We start from the raw sequence: 21,172 nt of genomic DNA, 5'->3' as shown, positions 1-21,172 counted from the left end.
TCTCTTTATTTAATTAAATAATAATTTTATTTAAAATTACAGTAAATTGGTTAACCAATTTTGTATTTTTAAAAATTCAATTATTAATGTCATTATTTTTATGAAAATTTCTTTCAGATTATTATTATTATTTATTGGTTCATTATTTTTATCTTTTTTTTCTTGTAGCTCTGCAGATTCAGAAGAAGAAATAGTAGATATTTTGTCTTTATCTACAATTGCTGAATTTTCTGCAAGTCAAGAAACACAAACCGTTGAGGTAACTGCGAATGCTTATTGGTACACGAGTAATAATAATGACTGGATTAACATTACACCTACAAACGGAACAACTAACAGAATCATAAATATTTCTGTAACAGCAAACTCTGAGTTTAATAAGCGTACAGGAATAATAACTGTTATTGGTGATAATATCACTAAAAGTTTAACAATTACACAAGCAGCAAGAGAAGAAATTTCAGGAGAATTAGATCCTAATAAAGTTCCATCACAAAATTTTGATTTATCAACATGGAATTTGAGTATTCCTACTAATAATGGAAATGGTGTAGCTAAGACAATTACTGTAAGTGAGCTTAATAGCGAATATAAAAATGATACTTATTTTTATACAGCAAATGATGGTGGAATGGTTTTTAAATGTCCAGTTGATGGATTTAAAACATCTCTAGGTACAAGTTATACAAGAGTTGAGTTTCGCGAAATGTTAAGAGGAACCAATACGAGCATAGATACCAAAGGAGTTAATAAAAATAATTGGGTTTTTGGTACTGCTCCGCAAGCGGATATAACTGCCGCTGCAAGTTATGACGGAGAAATGTCTGCAACACTTGCTGTAAATCATGTAACAACTACAGGTAATTCTGATCAGCAAGGGCGTGTTATTGTTGGTCAAATTCATGCAAATGATGATGAACCTATCCGTCTTTATTATAGAAAATTAGAAGGTAATACTTTCGGTTCTATTTATTTTGCACACGAACCTGCAGAGGGAAGTGGAGCTGAACAATGGCACGAAATGATAGGTTCTAGAAGTGATAGTGCTTCTAATCCTTCAGATGGAATTGCTCTAGACGAAAAATTTAGTTATAACATTAAAGTTGTTGGAGATGATCTAACGGTTACTATTATAAGAGAAGGTAAAGCAGATGTTGTTAAAACTGTAGTTATGGCAAATAGTGGTTATAATACTGGTGGACAATACATGTATTTTAAGGCTGGAGTTTATAATCAAAATAACACTGGAGATGCTGATGATTATGTGCAAGCTACTTTTTACGCTTTAGAAAAGTCGCACACTGCAAATTAAGTTAGCGTTAATAATACTTAGATTTTAGATTAAACTATAAACCCATTGAGATAATACTTAGTGGGTTTTTAGTTTTAAAAGATATTTGTAAAAAAGTATATCCTACTGTTTTAGTATAGTAATTAAATTGTGTAATTTTGCACTATGCTATCAAAGAAAACAAAATACGGAATTAAAGCGCTTACTTATCTTGCAAGACTAGAAGATAAAACGCCTGTTTCTATTGCTACGATTTCTAAAAATGAAAATATTTCTTTAAAATTTTTAGAAACTATTCTTTTAACCCTTCGTAAAAACGGATTGTTAGCGTCTAAAAAAGGAAAAGGTGGTGGCTACTATCTTTTAAAAGAGCCTAAAGATATTCAAATGACTACTATTATGAGAATCTTAGAAGGGCCAATTGCCATGATTCCTTGTGTTAGTTTAAATTTCTACGAAAAATGTGCAGATTGTCCTGATGAAAACCTTTGTGCTGTAAACAAGTTAATGGTTCAGGTAAGGGATAGTTCTTTGCAGATTTTTAAAAATACTACTCTTGCAGATTTGTGTAATTGCTAAATTTATAACAAAAATGTAAGTTCTATAGAGTAGGTAATCTGTTAATTAACAATTCTATAGTTAGATTAATTGTAAGCTTCTTTAGTCAATTAATATTGAGTACAATACATCTTTACAAATACACTTCATAGTCCCTTTGTATTATTTTAATTACTAAATCCTTGTAGTAGTTACATATTCATAATTTATTTGCCTTTTTTTTATTAATCTACTAAATCTATAGGGTTTAGGTAATTTTTAAGATTTAATCCCGACTTTTTGTATAATAATAATGTAGATTTGCATACCCTATTAAAGTAGTAGGGTAATTATTTGAATTAATTTTTTTTATGATTTTAGACCAAATCATTTTTAGTAAAAAAGCACAGACTAAAGGTTTTAAAGAAGATAAAACTTCTGAAAAACCTTTACGAAGTGTGCTTAAGGCATTAAGTTGGAGAGTTATAGGTACCGTAGATACTTTAATAGTGTCTTACCTCTTAACAGGGGAGTTATCAGTAGCTACTTCAATTGCATCAATAGATTTTTTAACAAAGTTAGTTTTATACTTCTTTCACGAGAGAGTATGGAATAAAATAAAATGGGGAAAGTAATGAGCTTAAACTTAACACAAGTTAACGCAGAATTAAAAGATAAAAGTCCAGCAGAGATTATAGCTTGGGCTATTTCTTTTGCTAAAAATCCAGTAATCACAACCAACTTCAGACCTTATGAAGTTGCAATTTTAAAAGCGGTTACGGATGTGCAAAAAGACATTAAAGTAATTTGGTGCGATACAGGTTACAATACGATGCAGACGTATAAACATGCAGAAGATATTATAGAAAAACTGAATTTAAATATTCATTTATATACACCAAAACAAACTGCAGCTCATAGAAATGTTGTTTTAGGGGTTCCTTCGGTAGAAGATCCGAAACATGTTTTGTTTACAGAGCAAGTTAAGTTAGAGCCATTTTCTAGAGCTATGAAAGAACATCAACCAGATGTTTGGTTTACAAACTTAAGAAAAGGTCAAACTGCATTTAGAGATAGTATAGATGTTGTTTCTCAAAGTAAAGACGGTGTGGTAAAAGTGAGTCCGTTTTATAACTGGACAGATGAACAGTTAGACGCTTATTTAGTAGCACAAAATTTGCCAAATGAGTTTACATATTTCGATCCAACAAAAGTAGAAAGTAACAGAGAATGTGGTTTACACATCTAAAAAGATAATTATGAGTAATACAACAATACAAGTAGATGCTTTAGAAAGTGAAGCAATTTATATTTTTAGAGAAGTAGTAGCGCAGTTCGAAAAACCTGTGTTGCTTTTTTCTGGAGGAAAAGACAGTATAACGTTAGTGCGTTTAGCACAAAAAGCATTTTATCCTGCAAAAATCCCTTTCCCTTTAATGCATATCGATACAGGTCATAATTTTCCTGAAACAATAGAATTTAGAGATCGTTTAGCAAAAGAATTAGGGGTTGAGTTAATTGTAAGAAATGTACAAGACAATATAGATTCTGGTAGAGTTAAAGAAGAAACTGGTAGATATGCAAGTAGAAATATGTTGCAAACAGAAACCTTATTAGACGCTATAGAAGAGTTTGGTTTTGATGCATGTATTGGAGGAGCAAGAAGAGATGAAGAAAAGGCTAGAGCTAAAGAAAGAATCTTTTCTGTAAGAGATGATTTTGGTCAATGGGATGAGAAAAACCAACGTCCAGAAGTATTCGATATGTTAAACGGACGCATAGATTTAGGACAAAATGTACGTGTTTTCCCTATTTCTAATTGGACAGAATTAGATGTTTGGTCTTATATCAAACAAGAAGATATCGAAATTCCTTCTATCTATTTTGCACACAAAAGAAAGATTTTTGTAAGAGACGGAATGATCTGGTCTGCAGATGACGACGTTGTTTTTAGAGATAAAGAAGAAGTTGTAGAAGAAAGAATGGTTCGTTTTAGAACTGTTGGAGATATGAGTTGTACAGCAGCAGTTTTATCCGACGCAGTCGATATTGCAAAAGTTGTAGAAGAAATTAGAGATTCTTCCATTTCAGAAAGAGGTGCAAGAATAGATGATAAACGTTCTGAAGCAGCAATGGAGAAACGTAAACAACAAGGGTATTTTTAGAATACTTTGGGCGTTTTAACGGGCTTTTCACTATATCTTTTTTTGAAAAGAACAAAAAAAGGATGTCGTTTCAATCCCTAACGCAACTATTTGCAAACACCTTACAAAATTTAATCGCTTTGTAAGTATTAAAAATGAATACAAATTAAGCTAAAAGCCAAAGGCCAATAGCGAACAGCTCATAAGAATGAAAGTATTAAAAATAGCAACAGCAGGAAGTGTAGATGATGGTAAGAGTACCTTAATTGGTCGTATTTTATACGATACAAAATCATTAACTGACGATAAATTAGAAGCAATAGAAGAAAAAAGTAGACAACGTGGTTTTGACTATTTAGATTTTTCTTTAGCAACCGATGGTTTAGTTGCAGAACGTGAACAAGGAATTACTATTGATGTAGCACATATCTATTTTTCTACACCAAGTAAAAGTTTCATTATAGCAGATACTCCAGGGCATATAGAATATACAAGAAACATGGTTACGGGTGCCTCAACAGCACAAGCTTCTATCGTTTTAATTGATGCAAGAAACGGAGTTATAGAACAAACGTACAGACACTTTTTTATCAATAATTTATTGAGAATTAAAGATGTTGTAATTGCTATTAATAAAATGGATTTGGTTGATTTTTCTGAAGAAAAATACAATACTATAAAAGCTGAGATTGAGTACTTAGCAAGTAAAAGTGAGTACAAAGGTCAGAATTTAACGTTTATACCAATGTCTGCTTTACAAGGAGATAATGTGGTTCATAAATCTGAAAATACCCCTTGGTATAAAGGAGAAACGTTAATGCATCACTTAGAAAGATTAGATGCAGAAGATATTAATGATGCTTCTCAAACACGTTTTCCTGTGCAAACAGTTATCAGACCTAAAACAGAAGAATACCATGATTTTAGAGGATATGCAGGAAAGCTTTATGGAGGTGATTTAGCTGTTGGAGATGACGTTGCAGTGTTACCATCGCAAACAAAATCTAAAGTGAAAACGATTAATTTTTTCGATAAAGAATTTCAAGAAGCAAAAAGAGGAAGTTCTGTTACCATTACTTTAGAAGACAATGTAAATGTAAGTAGGGGTGATATGTTGGTGAAAGTAAATGAAGAGCCAACAATTGCAAAAGAATTAACAGCAACTATTTGTTGGATGGATAAAGAGCCTTTAAAAGCTTCTCAAAAATACTATATTAAACATGGTGTAAATGATGCACAAGCAAAAATTACACAATTGTCTAGTATTATAAAAACTGATTTTTCTGGAATTGAAGAAAATCCATCAGAATTAGTCTTAAACCAAATAGGAGACATACAATTAAAATTAAGCAAGCCTTTGTTGGTAGATTCTTATAAAGATAATAAATCTAATGGATCTTTTATTTTGATTGATCCAAAAACGAACAATACAGTAGGTGTTGGTTTTATCAAGTAGTAAGAATAAAGAATAAAGGAACAGTAAAATTAAAGTAGAATTTTAAGGTATTAAGAATTGCTTGATATTTTATACGAACTACTAAATACTAGAAAAAATGCAGAGTTTTAGAACCGAAATAGAGAATCCAGTTGTAGAAAGAGATATTATTGAATTAGCAGATAAAATTGCAGCATTCAATAATCTAGAAATAGATGAGGAAAAATTTAGAAGTTTACGTTTAGCAAGAGGTGTTTACGGTCAGCGTCAAGAAGGCGTACAAATGATTCGTATTAAATTGCCTTATGGTAAAGTAATGAGTAATCAATTACGTAGAATTTCTGAAGTTTCAGACGAGTATTCTAGAGGAAGATTACATATTACAACACGTCAAGATATTCAAATTCACTATGTAGATTTACAAAGAACGCCAGAGTTATGGGCAGAGTTAGAAAGAGATGATGTTACCTTGCGTGAAGCTTGTGGAAATGTTGTTAGAAATGTAACAGCATCAGAAACTGCGGGTATCGATGTAAACGAACCTTTTGATGTTTCTCCGTATGCTGATGCTTTGTATAAATTCTTTTTACGTAACCCTATTTGTCAAGAAATGGGACGTAAATTTAAAGTTTCTTTTTCTTCTACAGATGAAGATACAGGTTTATCTTATTTACATGATTTAGGTTTTATAGCTAAAATTGAAAACGGTGTAAGAGGTTTTAAAGTGATGGTTGCAGGAGGGTTAGGTTCTCAGCCAAGACATGCAGAAACTTTATATGAGTTTTTACCATCAGATAAAATTATTCCAGTAATGGAAGGTGTTTTAAGAGTTTTTGATCGTTATGGTGAGCGTAAAAGTAGAGCCAAAGCAAGAATGAAATTCTTATTAAAAGACATCGGTTTAGAAGCTTTTAAAGAATTGGTAGCACAAGAACAAAAGGCTATCGAATTAAAATCAGTTGCTATTGATGCTGATGGTTATGTTGCATCAACTCCAGTTGCTGTTGATGCTCCACAAGTAGAGATAAAAAATAAAGAAGCATTTGATTTATGGAAATCTACCAACTTAATTCCGCAAAAACAAGCAGGTTATGTTGCTATCGGAATTAAAGTTTTATTAGGAGATTTTTACACAGATAAAGCACGTTTATTAGCAGATTTAGTTGATACTTACGCAGCAGGAGAAATCCGTTTAACCTTGCGTCAAAATATTGTAATTCCTTTTGTAAAAGAAGATTTAGTTCCTTATTTCTATCAAGAGTTAGAAAAATTAGGATTTGTAGAAGCAGGTTATAACAAAGCAGTAGATATTACCGCTTGTCCTGGTACTGATACCTGTAATTTAGGTATTGCAAGTAGTACGGGGATTGCAGCAGAACTAGAAAAAGTGATTGCGGCTGAATATCCTCAATACTTAAAAAATGAAGATTTAGTAATTAAAATTAGTGGTTGTATGAATGCTTGTGGACAACACAACATGGCAAACATTGGTTTTCAAGGAATGACTGTTAGAACTCCAGATAAATTAGTGGCTCCAGCATTACAAGTTTTATTAGGTGGAGGAAACTTAGGAAACGGAAATGCATTATTTGCAGATAAAGTAGTAAAAGTACCAAGTAAAAGAGGTCCGGAAGCATTGCGTAGAATTTTTAATGATTTTGAAGCAAATGCTGATGGAAAATCATTTGTAGAGTATTATAAAGTGACGGGAGAACGTTATTTTTATGATTTATTAAACGATTTACAAGATGTTACTAATTTAACTCAAGAAGATTTTATCGATTGGGGAGAGGCAGATAAATATGTAAAGGAAATAGGAATTGGAGAATGTGCTGGTGTTGTAATCGATTTAATTGCAACTTTATTTTTAGAAAGTGACGAGAAAATTGAAAATGCAAATGAAGCTTTTGAAAACAAAGTATATTCAGGAGCTATTTATTACGCATATCAGTCTATTGTAAACTCTGCAAAAGCGTCTTTATTAGCAGCAGATAAGAAAACAAATACACATGCAAGTATCGTTTCTCAATTTGATGAGTACTTTATTGCATCAGAAAAAATAGATTTAGGAGGTTCTTTTGCGGATTTAATTTATCAAATTAATAAGTTTGCGCCAACAGAAGAATTTGCAAAGAAGTATATTAGCGATGCGAATACGTTTTTACAGAAAGTAAGAGCTTTTAGAAATGCTGAAACTGCAATTGCAAAGTAAGTTATAAAAGAATAAAATGAGTTTAAAAACACCAAAGTTAACCGTTGTAGGTGCAGGCCCTGGAGATATAGATTTAATTACAGTAAAAGCCATTAAGGTTTTAAAAACTGCCGATGTAGTTTTATACGATGCTTTGGTGAATGAAGAGTTATTAGCATATATAAATCCGGAAGCTGAACAAATTTTCGTTGGAAAACGTAGAGGGTGTTATAAATATCAGCAAGAACAAATTAATGAGTTAATTGTTGAACGAGCAAAATCTAGCGGACATGTAGTTCGTTTAAAAGGTGGAGATCCATTTATTTTTGGTAGAGGTGCAGAAGAAATGGAATATGCCGCAAATTTAGGTTTAGAAGTTGCAGTTGTTCCAGGAATTTCATCTTCGTTAGCGGTAGCAGCTTATCAAAATATACCCTTAACAAAACGTGGTAGTGCAGAGAGTTTTTGGGTAATTACTGGAACCACAAAAGATCATAAAATTTCTAATGATATTGAGTTGGCTGCAAAGTCTAATGCAACCATTGTGGTGTTAATGGGAATGAGCAAACTGCCTCAAATTGTAAAATTATTTCAAGCAGAAGGTAAAAATGACTTACCAGTTGCAATTATTCAAAGAGGTACTACTTCTAGAGAAAAATTAGGAATAGGTACTGTAGACACCATAGAAAAAATTGTTGCTGATAATGAATTGAAAAATCCGGCAATTATTGTTTTGGGTGAAGTAGTAAAACATCGTCAGGTAATTTTAGATATTCAAGAACAGTATGCAAATGAGTTAAAAGGATAGGTTTATGGAAAGAAATAATTTATATCCTATTTTTTTAAAAACTAAAAATCTTCAGGTTTTAATCATTGGAGGTGGTTTTGTAGCAGAAGAAAAATTAACGTTTTTATTAAAATCGAGTCCAGATGCAAATGTAACCATGGTTTCACCTATGTTTAGGGAAGGCACAACTGCATTAGCAAAGAAGGGAAACGTAAAACTGATTAAAGAAAAATATAATAAACGTTACTTAAAAGGAAAACATATTGTTGTGGCAACAACAGAGTTTCCAGAAGTTAACGAAAAGGTTTATAAACATTGTAGAAAGCGAAGTATATTGGTAAATGTTGCTGATAATCCTCCTTTTTGTGATTTTTATATGGGCGGTATTGTAACCAAAGGAAATGTAAAAGTAGCCATTTCTACCAACGGAAAATCGCCAACAACAGCCAAAAGATTACGTCAGTTTTTTGAGGATGTAATTCCGGAAAATGTAGACGATTTGGTAAAGAATTTAAACGAGTTTAGAAAAACAATAAAAGGAGATTTCGAAGAAAAAGTGGAAACACTAAACGAATTCACCAAAGGATTAATAGAGAAAAAAGAGTCTTAAGATGATTACAACAGATATACTAATTATTGGAGCAGGTCCAACAGGTTTATTTACAGTTTTTGAAGCTGGTTTATTAAAATTAAAATGTCATTTAATTGATGCATTACCACAACCAGGTGGGCAATGTTCTGAGATTTATCCTAAGAAACCAATTTATGATATTCCTGCATATCCAGAAATTTTAGCAGGAGATTTAACACATAAATTAATTGAGCAAACAAAGCAGTTTGAACCTGGTTTTACATTAGGAGAAAGAGCAGAAACAATAGATAAGCAAGAGGATGGTACTTTTATTGTTACAACCAATAAAGGAACAAAACACCATGCTAAAATTGTTGCAATTGCTGGTGGTTTAGGTTCTTTTGAGCCAAGAAAACCATTGATACCTAATATTGCAGATTTTGAAGATAAAGGTGTAGAATATATTATTAAAGAACCAGAATTTTATAGAGATAAAAAAGTAGTAATTTCTGGTGGTGGAGATTCTGCTTTAGATTGGGCTGTTTTCCTATCAGACGTTGCATCTGAAGTAACTTTAATTCATAGAAGAAATGAATTTAGAGGCGCTTTAGATTCTGTAGAAAAAGTACAAGAATTAAAGAATTTAGGTAAAATTAGAATGATAACTCCTGCAGAAGTAAAAGGAATTATCGGAACAGATAAAGTAACGGGTGTTGCTGTAGAGAAAAAAGGAGAAGATGCTTTTATTGTAGATACAGATCATTTTATTCCTTTATTTGGTTTATCTCCAAAATTAGGACCTATTGCAGACTGGGGATTAGAGATTGAGAAAAATGCAATTAAAGTAAATAATGCATTAGACTATCAAACAAATATTCCTGGTATTTACGCTATTGGAGATGTAAACACATATCCTGGTAAATTAAAATTAATTCTTTGTGGTTTTCACGAAGCAACTTTAATGTGTCAGAGTGCTTACAAAAGAATTTTTCCAGATAAGAAATACGTTATGAAATATACTACTGTTGGTGGTGTAGAAGGATTTGATGGAACAAGAAAAGATGCGCCAAAAGCAGTTGTAAAAGCTATTCAGTAATTTTTTAGCAAGTTTTCAAAAACCTTATTGGTATAAATTGTTAGGTTTACTTAATTTAGTAGACAATTAATAAAAGAGAATAACATAGACCTCAAAGGTTTTTAAAACCTTTGAGGTCTAACCAAACAAATTTATTACTTTTGGCTTTGGTAAAAAATGTATAATGAGCGTAGATATAAATATAAAAATAACTGATAGAAATGGTGTACTACATGAAGTTGTAGCACCTACAGACATGGCAATGAATCTTATGGAAGTTGTTCGTTCTTACGAATTAGCAGAAGAAGGTACCATAGGTATTTGTGGCGGTATGGCCATGTGTGCTTCTTGTCAGTGTTATGTAAATTCAGATCACGAATTACCAGAAATGACAGATGATGAAGATGCTATGTTAGCAGAAGCGTTTAATGTAGAAGACAATAGTAGATTGGGCTGTCAAATACAAATGACGCCAGCAATGGACGGGTTAGAAGTAGTATTAGCTCCAGAAATGTAAAAGCTAACATGAAAGAAACAGCACAAATAATTACGTTTAAAAACTACAGCATGTGTTTAAGAGATGCAGTAGAGGTTTTTACGAAACAGTTAATCAATAACTTGTTTGATGAACGCCATTTGTCTGAAAGTGGTGCAGAAACAAGGTTAAAGTTTTTGAAAATTTTAGAAAGATTATCCATAGAAAATGGAGCAAATTTGTGGAATGATTTTGAAAGTTCTTTTGTTTCTATTCGTCAAAAATTAGATTTAGATGCTGCTGCTTCAGAAAAAAATGATCCTGCTGCTAAAAGTTTAGAAGAAATTTACTTAGCATATCCTGGTTTTTATGCCATTGCAGTGTATCGCTTAAGTCACCAATTATTAAACTTAGGAATCCCTGTTTTTCCAAGAATAATGAGTGAGTATGCGCACAGTAAAACCGGTACAGAGATTCATCCAGGAGCAGAAATAGGAGCTTCTTTTCATATAGATCACGGAACAGGAACTGTAATAGGAGAATCTGCAATTATAAAAGATAATGTACAGATTTTTCAAGGCGTAACTTTAGGAGGAATACAAGTAAAGAAAAGTTTAGCATCTACGAAAAGACATCCTACAATAGAAAGTGGTGTAGTTATTTATGCAAATGCTACTATTTTAGGAGGAGATGTTGTAATAGGAAAAAACTCTGTAATTGGAGCCAATGTTTGTATTATGAAATCCGTTCCAGAAAATTCGGTGGTAACAGTGAAATCAGAAAATAATATTTTTCAAAAAAGAAATTAGAATGAAAACCAAAAGTATCATAGATTTTGTTGGAAATACACCACTTGTAGAGGTACAAAATATCTTAAAGAAAGAAGGTGTTACTTTATTATTAAAACTAGAAGGAAATAATCCTGGAGGAAGTGTAAAGGATAGAGCAGCTTATTATATGATTTCTGAAGCAATCAAAAGAAAAAATATAAAGAAAGGTGATACTTTAGTAGAAGCAACAAGTGGAAACACGGGTATTGCATTGGCTTTAATGGCAAAAGTTTTAGGTGTAAATATGGTGCTTACAATGCCGGAAAACTCTACTATAGAACGAGTTAAAACGATGAGAGCTTACGGTGCAAAAGTAATTTTAACTCCTGCTGATAAAGGGATTGAAGGTGCTATTGATTATGCTTTAAAGTTAAAATATAAAAAAGGATACTTTCGTTTAAATCAGTTTGATAATTTTGATAACCCTAAAGCACATTTTAATACAACAGGACCAGAAATTTGGAGAGACACAGAAGGAGAAGTAACTCATTTTGTTTCTGCCATGGGAACTACTGGAACCATAACTGGAGTTTCTGATTATTTAAAATCGCAAAACGAAAGCATCACCATTATTGGAGCGCAGCCTAAAGAAGGAGCTAAAATACCTGGAATTAGAAAATGGTCTGAAGAATATATGCCCGCTATTTTTAAAGCTAAAAAAATAGATCAAATATTTGAAGTAAGTGAAGAAGAAGCAAAAGAAATGACGGTTCGTTTAGCAAAAGAAGAAGGCATTTTTGCAGGAATGAGTAGTGGAGGGTCTGTTGCTACCGCGTTAAAAGTAGCAAAATCAATAGATAAAGGTGTAATTGTTGCTATTATTTGCGATAGAGGAGATCGTTATTTATCATCAGATATCTACGAATAAATTATAAAAACAAGAAAAAAGTTCGTTACTTTGTAACGTAATTTAGTTCATTTATTAAATATTGTTATCAAGAAAGGTTGAGGGATTAGACCCGAGGAAGCCTTGGCAACCCTTTATCTTTAAAGAAGGTGCTAATTTCTACTGATTCTTTCTGAACTAGGTTCAGAACCTTTCAGAGAGATAACGGAAAAAGTATCAATTCTTCTTTTCCTGATAACACAAAAATTAATTTTCAGGAATGTCAAATATATACAAAGCTTTACAAGAAAGAATTTTGGTTTTAGATGGTGCTATGGGTACCATGCTACAAGCCTATAAATTCACGGAAGAAGATTTTAGAGGAGAACGTTTTAAAGACTATCCATCACCTTTACAGGGAAATAATGACTTGTTATCAATTACACAACCAGAAGCAATTAAAACCATTCATGGTAAATATTTTGAAGCTGGTGCAGATATTATAGAAACCAATACTTTTTCTGGAACTACCATTGCAATGGCAGATTATCAGATGGAAAATTTAGTGTACGAATTAAACTATCAATCTGCAAAAATTGCTAAAGAAGTTGCAAATGAGTTTACTGCAAAAGAACCACACAAACCTCGTTTTGTAGCAGGTTCTATTGGTCCAACAAACAGAACTGCTAGTATGTCTCCAGACGTTAATGACCCTGGTTATAGAGCAGTTACTTTTGATGAATTAAGAATTGCCTATAAACAACAAGTAGAAGCTTTATTAGATGGTGGTGCAGACTTATTGTTAGTAGAAACGGTGTTTGATACTTTAAATGCCAAAGCAGCATTATTTGCCATTGAAGAAGTAAAAGACGAACGTAGTATTGATGTTCCAATTATGTTAAGTGGTACTATTACCGATGCTTCAGGTAGAACTTTATCTGGGCAAACTGCTGAAGCTTTTTTAATTTCTGTATCTCACATTCCTTTATTATCTGTAGGGTTTAATTGTGCTTTAGGAGCCAATTTATTACAACCCCATTTACAAGCTATTGCAAACAAAACAGATTTTGCTATTTCCGCACATCCAAATGCAGGGTTGCCAAATGCTTTTGGAGAGTATGATGAAACTGCAGAAGAAATGGGTGAGCAAATAGAAGAGTATTTAAAGAAAGATTTAATTAATATTATTGGAGGTTGTTGCGGAACATCACCTGAGCATATTAGCGAGATTGCAAGGATTTCGGAAAAATATAAGCCAAGAGCATTTGTTGTAAATAAATAGGTTTTAGATATATAAAAAAGTAGTGCTGCGTAAGTAGTAATCTCAATATAAATAAAAGGAAAGTGATTCTAGAAGTAGCCATTTTAAACATAAAAGTAGGTCTTTCAAAAGATTTTGAGTTTAATTTTAAGAAGGCAGAAAAGATTATTTCTTCTATGAAAGGATATAGCTCTCATCAATTAAAGAAATGTGTTGAACAAGATGATAAATATATTTTATTGGTGAGTTGGCAAACAATAGAGGATCACGAGGTTGGATTTAGAAAATCTGATGAATATGAACAATGGAAAGAATTATTGCATCATTTTTATGAACCATTTCCAATAGTAGAACATTACATATAATGAAAGTGAAACAAACAAAATATATGCGTTTATCGGGATTAGAACCTCTAGTCTTGAATGAAAATAGCAATTTTATCAATGTAGGGGAACGTACAAATGTAGCTGGTTCTCGTAAGTTTTTACGATTGATAAAAAACGAGCAATTTGATGAAGCTTTAGATATTGCAAGACACCAAGTAGATGGTGGCGCACAAATTATAGATATTAATTTTGATGACGGTTTAATTGATGGAAAACAAGCTATGGTTCGTTTTCTAAATTTAATTGCAGCAGAACCAGATATCTGTAGAGTGCCAATTATGATTGATAGCTCTAAGTGGGAAATCATAGAAGCAGGTTTACAAGTGGTTCAAGGAAAATGCGTTGTAAATTCAATTTCACTTAAAGAAGGAAAAGAAAAATTTATTTGGGAAGCAAAACAAATAAAACGATATGGAGCTGCTGTAATTGTAATGGCTTTTGATGCCGAAGGACAAGCAGATAACTATGATCGTAGAATTGAAATTGCTAAAAAATCGTATGATATTTTAGTTGATGAAGTTGGTTTTCCTAGTGAAGATATTATTTTCGATTTAAATATATTTCCCGTTGCAACGGGAATGGATGAGCACAGAAGAAATGCCATCGATTTTATTGAAGCTACACGTTGGGTAAGAGAAAATTTACCAAATGCAAGTGTTAGTGGAGGGGTTAGTAACGTGTCGTTTTCTTTTAGAGGAAATGATGGAGTTAGAGAGGCGATGCATTCAGTATTTTTATATTATGCGATTCAAGCAGGTATGAACATAGGAATTGTAAATCCTGCACTTTTAGAAGTGTATGATAATATTCCTAAAGATTTATTAGAACGCGTAGAAGATGTAATTCTAGATAGAAGAGAAGATGCAACGGAACGTTTATTAGATTTTGCTGATACTGTAAAAGGCTCTAAAGTAGAAAAAACGGTAGATTTATCTTGGAGAGAAAACCCTTTACAAGATAGAATTACACATGCTTTGGTAAAAGGAATAGATGCTTTTATTATTGAAGATATAGAACAAGCAAGACAGGAAGCTACGGCACCAATTGAAGTGATTGAAGGTCATTTAATGATTGGAATGAATGTGGTTGGAGATTTATTTGGAGCAGGAAAAATGTTTTTGCCACAAGTAGTAAAATCTGCACGTGTAATGAAAAAAGCGGTAGGTTATTTAAATCCGTTTATTGAAGCAGAAAAAGGAGACAAGCAAGAGCCTGTTGGTAAAATATTAATGGCAACTGTAAAAGGTGATGTGCATGATATTGGGAAAAATATTGTGAGTGTTGTTTTGGCTTGTAATAACTACGAAATTGTAGATTTAGGCGTAATGGTTCCGCCAGAAAAGATTATTGAAATGGCTATTAGCGAACGTGTAGATGCTATTGGTTTGTCTGGTTTAATTACGCCATCGTTAGATGAAATGGTGTATTTAGCCAAAGAAATGCAACGCCAGAACTTTGTGTTGCCTTTATTAATTGGTGGCGCAACAACTTCTAAAGCACATACAGCTGTTAAAATAGATACACAATACACCAATGCTGTGGTGCATGTAAATGACGCTTCTAGAGCAGTAACTGTTGTAGGTGATTTATTAAATAAGAAAACATCGCATGAGTACGTTGCTAAAATGAAAAAAGATTATGATGAATTTAGAACCAAGTTTTTAAAACGAGGGAAAGAAAAATCATACATCTCTATAAAAGAAGCACGTAATAGAAAATATAAAATTGATTGGGAAACGTCTGAAATTGTAAAACCAAACGAATTAGGAATTCAGACTTTAGAGCAATTAAGTTTAAAAGAATTATTACCTTTTATAGATTGGAGTCCATTTTTTAGAAGTTGGGATTTACATGGTAAGTTTCCTGCTATTCTAAAGGATGAGGTTGTTGGTGAGCAAGCTACTATTATGTATGATGAAGCTCAGGCAATGATTAAAGAAATTATTGCGAAACAATTGTTAAAGCCAAAAGCTGTTTTTGGTTTGTTTGAGGCAAACACTATAAATGACGATGATATTGCTGTAAAGAAAAAAGGAGGAGAAGAATTTATTTTTAGAACTTTACGTCAGCAATTAAAAAAGAGAGAAGGCATACCTAACCACGCTTTGTCAGATTTTATTGCACCTAAAGAAACTGGTAGAACAGATTATATAGGATCATTTTGTGTTGGTATTTTTGGAGCACAAGAATTGGCAGAAAGCTATAAGGCAAAAGAAGATGATTACAATGCAATTATGGCGCAAGCTATTGCAGATCGTTTTGCAGAAGCAATGGCAGAATACCTGCATAAACAAGTTAGGACGAAACATTGGGGTTCTGATACGGATGAAGGATTAACAAATGATGATTTAATAAAAGAAAGTTATAAAGGTATACGTCCTGCACCAGGATATCCTGCGTGTCCGGATCATTTAGAGAAAGAAACCATTTGGGAATTGCTTAAAGTGGAAGAAAACATTGGTGTTACATTAACAGAAAGTATGGCAATGTGGCCAGCTGCAGCTGTGTCTGGATATTATTTTGCAAACAAAGAATCTAAGTATTTTGGTTTGGGTAAAATAACAGATGATCAAGTAACAGATTATTCAACAAGAAAAGGTATTACTAAGGAGAAAGCTAGAAAATGGTTGCATCCAATACTTGCAGAAGAATAATAATTAATCCTGATAGGGTTTTAAAACCTATCAGGGGTATTTTACAAAATGAGTATATATGGAGTTTATAGAATTGCATTTAGGAAGTTATGTTATTTCTCATGGTTTTGATAAAAACAATAAAGAGAAAATGACTCCTGTTGCTGCAGAGAAATTTGGAAAGAAATTAATTGCAGTTTCTAGAATTAAATCTTTAAGCGAAAAATATATTTTAACAGATTATGTAGATGGGAGATGGATTTATTGGGAATACAAAGAAGATTTCGAAGCCGTAAAAAAGCTGCTAAATAGTTTGCGTTAACGATTGAAACGGCATCCTTTTTTTTTGATAAAAAAAAGATATAGTGCAAAGCGTGACCCTTGTGGTAACGCCCAAAAAATGAATAAAACATTAAATTAACAATTTGTTACATTTAAATCAATAAATAATACAATAGGAAAGTACATTTTTGCGGAAAATTTAAGAGATGAAAAGATATAGAATAGAATTAAAATTCCTTCTACAGTTTTTATTGTTATCGCTTTCGGCATTAGTTGTTGCTTATTTCTATTAAATACTGAAATAAATTCAGCAGAAATGAAAGTTACAGATCACATTAAAAATGCAAATGGTAAAACATTATTTTCTTTTGAAGTAATACCACCTCAGAAGGGAAAAAATATTCAAGATTTATACAATAATATAGATCCTTTAATGGAATTTAATCCACCTTTTATAGATGTAACAACTTCTAGAGAAGAATATGTTTATGTGGATAAAGGAAATGGACTTTTAGACAAGAGAATTACTAGAATGCGCCCAGGAACGGTAGGTATTTGTGCTTCTATTATGCATAAATATCAGGTAGATGCAATTCCGCATTTACTGTGTGGAGGTTTTACCAAAGAAGAAACAGAATACGTCTTGGTAGATTGCCATTATTTAGGATTAGATAACGTGGTTGCCTTGAGAGGTGATGCTAGAAAAGATGAATCTTATTTTAAAGCAACTCAAGGAGGTAACGCTTTTGCGAGCGATTTGGTACAACAAATATCTGATTTAAATAAAGGGAAATATTTACATGATGATATTAAAGTAGAGCATAATTATGATTTTTGCGTGGGTGTTGCAGGATATCCAGAAAAACACATGGAATCTCCATCTTTAAATACAGATTTAAAACGTTTAAAACAAAAGGTAGATGCGGGTGCAGATTATGTGGTAACGCAAATGTTTTTTGATAATAATAAATATTTCGAGTTTGTTAAAAAAGCTAGAGAAATAGGAATTACAGTGCCAATTATACCAGGAATTAAACCACTTGCTGTAAAAAGACATTTACAGATTTTACCACAAGTTTTTAAAATTGATTTACCAGAAGATTTAATTGATGCTGTAGAAGGTTGTAAAGATAATAAAGCGGTAAGACAGGTTGGTATTGAGTTTGCTATTCAGCAATCTAAGGAGTTAAAAGAAGCAGGAGTGCCATTTTTACACTATTATTCTATGGGTAAAAGTGATAATATACATGCAATTGCATCAAAATTATTTTAAAATAAAAAGGTGTAGTTTCTTTAATTAGGAATTAAATTTATAGAGAATCATCAGAAAACTACTTTAAAAGAGTGTCTTTTTGATGATTCTCTATTTGTATGCATAACAACTATTTATAGACAAATAGGAAAAAGTAATTTTTAAGAAAACTACTAAGTGAATAAAATGATTACTTTTGTAGTTCGAAATTGAAATAATAATTTAAAAATATAAAAATGGCATTAGAAATTACAGACGCAAACTTTGACGAATTAGTATTAAAATCTGACAAACCAGTATTAGTAGATTTTTGGGCAGCTTGGTGTGGACCATGTAGAATGGTAGGACCAATTGTTGATGAAATTCATACTGAATATGAAGGAAAAGCCGTAGTTGGTAAAGTTGATGTTGATGCTAACCAAGAATTTGCAGCAAAATACGGAGTACGTAACATACCAACTGTTTTAATCTTTAAGAACGGAGAAGTTGTAGACAAACAAGTAGGTGTTGCTCCTAAAAATGTGTATACTGGAAAAATCGATGCTGCTATATAAGTAGTATTCATTTTTTATAATATTAAAAAGGTTTGGCTAACGTCAAACCTTTTTTTATTTTTAAAATCTAAATTCTTTACATGAAATTTCATCTATCAATAATAGTTTTCCTTTTCCTTTTTATTTCTTGTGATAAGCAAGAGAATCAATTAAAACTAGAAAAGGGAATTTCTTTTGAGTTAGCCAAATACAGAAAACAGCAAATTGCTGATGTTGTTTATGATGTACATTTTAAAATTCCGAAGGAAAAAGAAAAGGCTATTGCTTCTATATTGGAAGTTAAGTTTACTGCTAATGATTTAGAAAACGATGTTTATTTAGATTTTAACGAGGATGCCTCTAAGTTGAAGTCAATAAAAGTAAACGGAGAAATATCCGAGATAAATCACCAGAAAGAACACGTTATTATTGAGAAAAAACGATTGAGTTTAGGCGAAAACGTAATAGAAATATTATTTGAAGCTGGAGAAAAATCACTCAATAGAAATGAAGAGTTTTTATATACTTTATTAGTTCCGGATAGAGCAAGTACGCTGTTTCCTTGTTTTGATCAGCCAGATATAAAAGCTAAGTACAATTTAAAAATTACTGCTCCAAAAGATTGGCAAGTTCTTGCAGGAGGGTTTGAAGAAAGTAGTATAGAGCTAGATGACTTTATAGAACATACGTTTGCAACGTCTGATTTAATGAGTACGTATTTGTTTTCTTTTGTAGCAGGTAAATTTACGGAAGAAACTAAAAATCCTGGAGCGTTTGATATGCGCTTTTTATACAGAGAGAATGATACAGAAAAGATAAATGAGAGTGTAGATGAGGTGTTTCAAATTCATCAGAAATCGATTGATTTTTTAGAGGAATTTACGCAGGTTAAATTTCCTTTCCAAAAAATGGATTTTGCTGCAATTCCGCCTTTTCAATACGGAGGAATGGAACATGTTGGTGCTATACAATACAGACAATCGTCTTTGTTTTTAGATAAGAATGCTACTCAAAAGCAAAAAATTAGCAGAGCAAAGTTAATTGCACATGAAACCTCACACATGTGGTTTGGAGATTTGGTTACGATGCGATGGTTTAATGATGTTTGGATGAAAGAGGTGTTTGCTAATTTTATGGCAGATAAAATTATGAATCCTGTTTTTCTAGAAGTAAATCATAAACTTAATTTTATGATGACGCATTATCCAAGTGCCTATTCCGAAGATAGAACAAAAGGGACAAATGCAATTCGACAGCATTTAGGGAACTTAAAAGATGCAGGTTCTTTATATGGAAGAATTATTTACAACAAAGCGCCAATTATGATGCGTCAGTTAGAGTATTTGTTGGGAGAAGATGCTTTTAAATCGGGAGTTCAAGAATACATAAAAACTTATGCAAATTCTAATGCAGATTGGAATGAGTTGGTTGCTATTTTAGATAGCAAGTCACCAGGAAATATAAAAAACTGGTCTGATGTTTGGGTGAATTCATCTGGAAGACCAATTTTCTTTGAAGAAATAGAATTGAACGAAAAAGGAAACGTAAGTAAGTTTGTAATTCATCAAAAAGCAGAAGACGGTTCTGATAAAGTTTGGACGCAATCTTTTAAAATTAAATTGATTGATAAAAGAGGGTATGAGAAAATTATCAATATAAAAAATATGGGGAAATCTTTTGATATTACATCTGCAACAAAAGACTTTAAACCCGGACAGGTTCTATACAATACAAACGGATTTGGTTACGGTGTTTTTCCAATTTATAAGAAAGAAATTGATACTTATCGACACATAAATGATGAGGTTTCTAGAGGTTCTCAATACATTAATTTATATGAAAATATGTTGATTGGTGAAGTTACTCCGTTAGAAACGTTTCAGATTTATATATCAGCAATTAAAGATGAAAAAAATGAGTTGATTACCAATTATTTGTCAGGAAGAATTCAAACAATATTTTGGTCATTTTTAACAGAAGAGGAGCAAAATGAAGTGCAGCAAAAAGTAGAAAAAGAGGTTTTAGGTTTGCTAGAAAGTAATGTGTCTAAAAATATAAAAAGAACGCTGTTTGGTTTGTATAAATCAATAGCTATTTCTGAAGGAGGAAAAGAAACTTTGTATGAAATTTGGAATAAGGAGAAGAAAATTAACAACTTATTTTTAAATGAAAGCGACTTTAGTTCTTTGGCAATGACATTAGCTATTTTAGAACATGTAAAAGTAATAGAAATTTTACAAGAACAGCAAACTAGAATATCTAACAACGATAGATTAGATCGTTTTAAATGGTTGTTACCTTCGTTATCTGCAGATTTACAAGTAAGAGATGCTTTTATGACATCACTTTTAGAAAAAGAAAATAGAGAAAACGAATCTTGGGTAGAAGCAGGGTTAAAGAATATTCACCATCCGTTAAGACAAAAAGAGGCAACAATATATTTAAAATCGGTTTTAGAAACATTAGAAGAAGTGCAATTAACAGGTGATATCTTTTTTCCTAAAGGATGGTTGGCAAGTTCTATTGGTCAATATTCCTCTAAAGAAGCAAAAGTTGTTTTAGATCAGTTTTTAGAAGAGCATCCAGATTACAATGCTATTTTATTAAAGAAGTTGTTACAAACTACAGATAATTTAACGAGAGCTCAAAATATTAAAAAATAA

At 31.9% G+C, this 21,172-nt stretch carries 20 protein-coding genes and 1 riboswitch; all 20 genes read left to right on the top strand.

Annotated elements, in window-relative coordinates; translation table 11 throughout:
• Window positions 1-100: 100 nt before the first annotated feature.
• Complete coding sequence (locus H0I28_RS10520; protein WP_254712692.1) at window positions 101-1,312, top strand: polysaccharide lyase family 7 protein; 1,212 nt, start codon at window positions 101-103, stop codon at window positions 1,310-1,312.
• Window positions 1,313-1,456: 144 nt separating this feature from the next.
• On the top strand, window positions 1,457-1,870 hold the full coding sequence (locus H0I28_RS10515; RefSeq protein WP_165733138.1) for an Rrf2 family transcriptional regulator: 414 nt from the start codon (window positions 1,457-1,459) through the stop codon (window positions 1,868-1,870).
• Window positions 1,871-2,199: 329 nt separating this feature from the next.
• Window positions 2,200-2,463 carry a DUF2061 domain-containing protein gene (locus H0I28_RS10510; protein ID WP_208891073.1) on the top strand — a complete coding sequence of 88 codons (264 nt, stop codon included), beginning with the start codon at window positions 2,200-2,202 and terminating at the stop codon, window positions 2,461-2,463.
• Window positions 2,463-3,077: a phosphoadenosine phosphosulfate reductase family protein gene (locus H0I28_RS10505; RefSeq protein WP_218731411.1), complete on the top strand. Its 615-nt coding sequence runs from the start codon at window positions 2,463-2,465 to the stop codon at window positions 3,075-3,077. The genes H0I28_RS10510 and H0I28_RS10505 overlap by 1 nt, the downstream gene beginning before the upstream one ends.
• A gap of 10 nt (window positions 3,078-3,087) precedes the next feature.
• Window positions 3,088-3,993 (top strand): sulfate adenylyltransferase subunit CysD, encoded by a 906-nt coding sequence (gene cysD / locus H0I28_RS10500; protein ID WP_218754439.1) that lies wholly within the window; start codon window positions 3,088-3,090, stop codon window positions 3,991-3,993.
• A gap of 187 nt (window positions 3,994-4,180) precedes the next feature.
• The gene (locus H0I28_RS10495) at window positions 4,181-5,428 is read left to right on the top strand and encodes a sulfate adenylyltransferase subunit 1 (RefSeq protein ID WP_218759068.1); all 1,248 of its coding nucleotides are present in this window, start codon (window positions 4,181-4,183) and stop codon (window positions 5,426-5,428) included.
• Between the two features lie 97 nt (window positions 5,429-5,525).
• A complete protein-coding gene (locus H0I28_RS10490) occupies window positions 5,526-7,619 on the top strand; it encodes a HEPN domain-containing protein (protein WP_218759067.1) in 2,094 nt (697 codons plus the stop codon).
• 16 nt (window positions 7,620-7,635) lie between these two features.
• Window positions 7,636-8,406 carry a uroporphyrinogen-III C-methyltransferase gene (gene cobA / locus H0I28_RS10485; protein WP_218731407.1) on the top strand — a complete coding sequence of 257 codons (771 nt, stop codon included), beginning with the start codon at window positions 7,636-7,638 and terminating at the stop codon, window positions 8,404-8,406.
• A gap of 4 nt (window positions 8,407-8,410) precedes the next feature.
• Window positions 8,411-8,995, top strand: a complete 585-nt coding sequence (locus H0I28_RS10480) for a bifunctional precorrin-2 dehydrogenase/sirohydrochlorin ferrochelatase (RefSeq protein ID WP_165733131.1) — start codon at window positions 8,411-8,413, stop codon at window positions 8,993-8,995.
• A gap of 1 nt (window position 8,996) precedes the next feature.
• Complete coding sequence (locus tag H0I28_RS10475) at window positions 8,997-10,052, top strand: NAD(P)/FAD-dependent oxidoreductase (RefSeq protein WP_218731406.1); 1,056 nt, start codon at window positions 8,997-8,999, stop codon at window positions 10,050-10,052.
• A gap of 163 nt (window positions 10,053-10,215) precedes the next feature.
• On the top strand, window positions 10,216-10,548 hold the full coding sequence (locus H0I28_RS10470; protein ID WP_218731405.1) for a 2Fe-2S iron-sulfur cluster-binding protein: 333 nt from the start codon (window positions 10,216-10,218) through the stop codon (window positions 10,546-10,548).
• A gap of 8 nt (window positions 10,549-10,556) precedes the next feature.
• Window positions 10,557-11,315 carry a serine O-acetyltransferase EpsC gene (gene epsC, locus H0I28_RS10465; protein ID WP_218759066.1) on the top strand — a complete coding sequence of 253 codons (759 nt, stop codon included), beginning with the start codon at window positions 10,557-10,559 and terminating at the stop codon, window positions 11,313-11,315.
• Between the two features lies 1 nt (window position 11,316).
• Window positions 11,317-12,204, top strand: a complete 888-nt coding sequence (gene cysM, locus H0I28_RS10460; RefSeq protein WP_218731403.1) for a cysteine synthase CysM — start codon at window positions 11,317-11,319, stop codon at window positions 12,202-12,204.
• A gap of 61 nt (window positions 12,205-12,265) precedes the next feature.
• A riboswitch (SAM riboswitch) is annotated at window positions 12,266-12,391 on the top strand.
• A 51-nt stretch (window positions 12,392-12,442) separates the two neighbouring features.
• Entirely contained in the window at window positions 12,443-13,444 is a 1,002-nt protein-coding gene (locus H0I28_RS10455; protein WP_218759065.1) for a homocysteine S-methyltransferase family protein, read from the top strand.
• A gap of 62 nt (window positions 13,445-13,506) precedes the next feature.
• On the top strand, window positions 13,507-13,788 hold the full coding sequence (locus tag H0I28_RS10450) for an antibiotic biosynthesis monooxygenase (protein WP_165733125.1): 282 nt from the start codon (window positions 13,507-13,509) through the stop codon (window positions 13,786-13,788).
• A complete protein-coding gene (gene metH / locus H0I28_RS10445; RefSeq protein ID WP_218731401.1) occupies window positions 13,788-16,463 on the top strand; it encodes a methionine synthase in 2,676 nt (891 codons plus the stop codon). Before H0I28_RS10450 ends, metH begins: the two co-directional genes overlap by 1 nt.
• Before the next feature lie 58 nt (window positions 16,464-16,521).
• Complete coding sequence (locus H0I28_RS10440; protein ID WP_218731400.1) at window positions 16,522-16,764, top strand: hypothetical protein; 243 nt, start codon at window positions 16,522-16,524, stop codon at window positions 16,762-16,764.
• Between the two features lie 276 nt (window positions 16,765-17,040).
• Window positions 17,041-17,997: a methylenetetrahydrofolate reductase [NAD(P)H] gene (gene metF / locus H0I28_RS10435; protein ID WP_218754432.1), complete on the top strand. Its 957-nt coding sequence runs from the start codon at window positions 17,041-17,043 to the stop codon at window positions 17,995-17,997.
• A 215-nt stretch (window positions 17,998-18,212) separates the two neighbouring features.
• Window positions 18,213-18,530 carry a thioredoxin gene (gene trxA / locus H0I28_RS10430; RefSeq protein ID WP_165733121.1) on the top strand — a complete coding sequence of 106 codons (318 nt, stop codon included), beginning with the start codon at window positions 18,213-18,215 and terminating at the stop codon, window positions 18,528-18,530.
• A gap of 80 nt (window positions 18,531-18,610) precedes the next feature.
• Window positions 18,611-21,172, top strand: a complete 2,562-nt coding sequence (locus tag H0I28_RS10425) for a M1 family aminopeptidase (protein ID WP_218759064.1) — start codon at window positions 18,611-18,613, stop codon at window positions 21,170-21,172.

Source organism: Polaribacter sp. AHE13PA (genome assembly GCF_019278505.1).
GTDB lineage: Bacteria > Bacteroidota > Bacteroidia > Flavobacteriales > Flavobacteriaceae > Polaribacter.
The sequence above is the reverse complement of the archived record's forward strand: the minus strand, read 5'-3'. Positions and strand labels throughout refer to the sequence as shown.

Bases quoted from the DNA above. Each gene is read 5' to 3' on its own strand.
- H0I28_RS10520 (WP_254712692.1), top strand. From the start codon at position 101: ATGAAAATTTCTTTCAGATTATTATTATTATTTATTGGTTCATTATTT.
- H0I28_RS10515 (WP_165733138.1), top strand. From the start codon at position 1,457: ATGCTATCAAAGAAAACAAAATACGGAATTAAAGCGCTTACTTATCTT.
- H0I28_RS10510 (WP_208891073.1), top strand. From the start codon at position 2,200: ATGATTTTAGACCAAATCATTTTTAGTAAAAAAGCACAGACTAAAGGT.
- H0I28_RS10505 (WP_218731411.1), top strand. From the start codon at position 2,463: ATGAGCTTAAACTTAACACAAGTTAACGCAGAATTAAAAGATAAAAGT.
- cysD (WP_218754439.1), top strand. From the start codon at position 3,088: ATGAGTAATACAACAATACAAGTAGATGCTTTAGAAAGTGAAGCAATT.
- H0I28_RS10495 (WP_218759068.1), top strand. From the start codon at position 4,181: ATGAAAGTATTAAAAATAGCAACAGCAGGAAGTGTAGATGATGGTAAG.
- H0I28_RS10490 (WP_218759067.1), top strand. From the start codon at position 5,526: ATGCAGAGTTTTAGAACCGAAATAGAGAATCCAGTTGTAGAAAGAGAT.
- cobA (WP_218731407.1), top strand. From the start codon at position 7,636: ATGAGTTTAAAAACACCAAAGTTAACCGTTGTAGGTGCAGGCCCTGGA.
- H0I28_RS10480 (WP_165733131.1), top strand. From the start codon at position 8,411: ATGGAAAGAAATAATTTATATCCTATTTTTTTAAAAACTAAAAATCTT.
- H0I28_RS10475 (WP_218731406.1), top strand. From the start codon at position 8,997: ATGATTACAACAGATATACTAATTATTGGAGCAGGTCCAACAGGTTTA.
- H0I28_RS10470 (WP_218731405.1), top strand. From the start codon at position 10,216: ATGAGCGTAGATATAAATATAAAAATAACTGATAGAAATGGTGTACTA.
- epsC (WP_218759066.1), top strand. From the start codon at position 10,557: ATGAAAGAAACAGCACAAATAATTACGTTTAAAAACTACAGCATGTGT.
- cysM (WP_218731403.1), top strand. From the start codon at position 11,317: ATGAAAACCAAAAGTATCATAGATTTTGTTGGAAATACACCACTTGTA.
- H0I28_RS10455 (WP_218759065.1), top strand. From the start codon at position 12,443: ATGTCAAATATATACAAAGCTTTACAAGAAAGAATTTTGGTTTTAGAT.
- metH (WP_218731401.1), top strand. From the start codon at position 13,788: ATGAAAGTGAAACAAACAAAATATATGCGTTTATCGGGATTAGAACCT.
- H0I28_RS10440 (WP_218731400.1), top strand. From the start codon at position 16,522: ATGGAGTTTATAGAATTGCATTTAGGAAGTTATGTTATTTCTCATGGT.
- metF (WP_218754432.1), top strand. From the start codon at position 17,041: ATGAAAGTTACAGATCACATTAAAAATGCAAATGGTAAAACATTATTT.
- trxA (WP_165733121.1), top strand. From the start codon at position 18,213: ATGGCATTAGAAATTACAGACGCAAACTTTGACGAATTAGTATTAAAA.
- H0I28_RS10425 (WP_218759064.1), top strand. From the start codon at position 18,611: ATGAAATTTCATCTATCAATAATAGTTTTCCTTTTCCTTTTTATTTCT.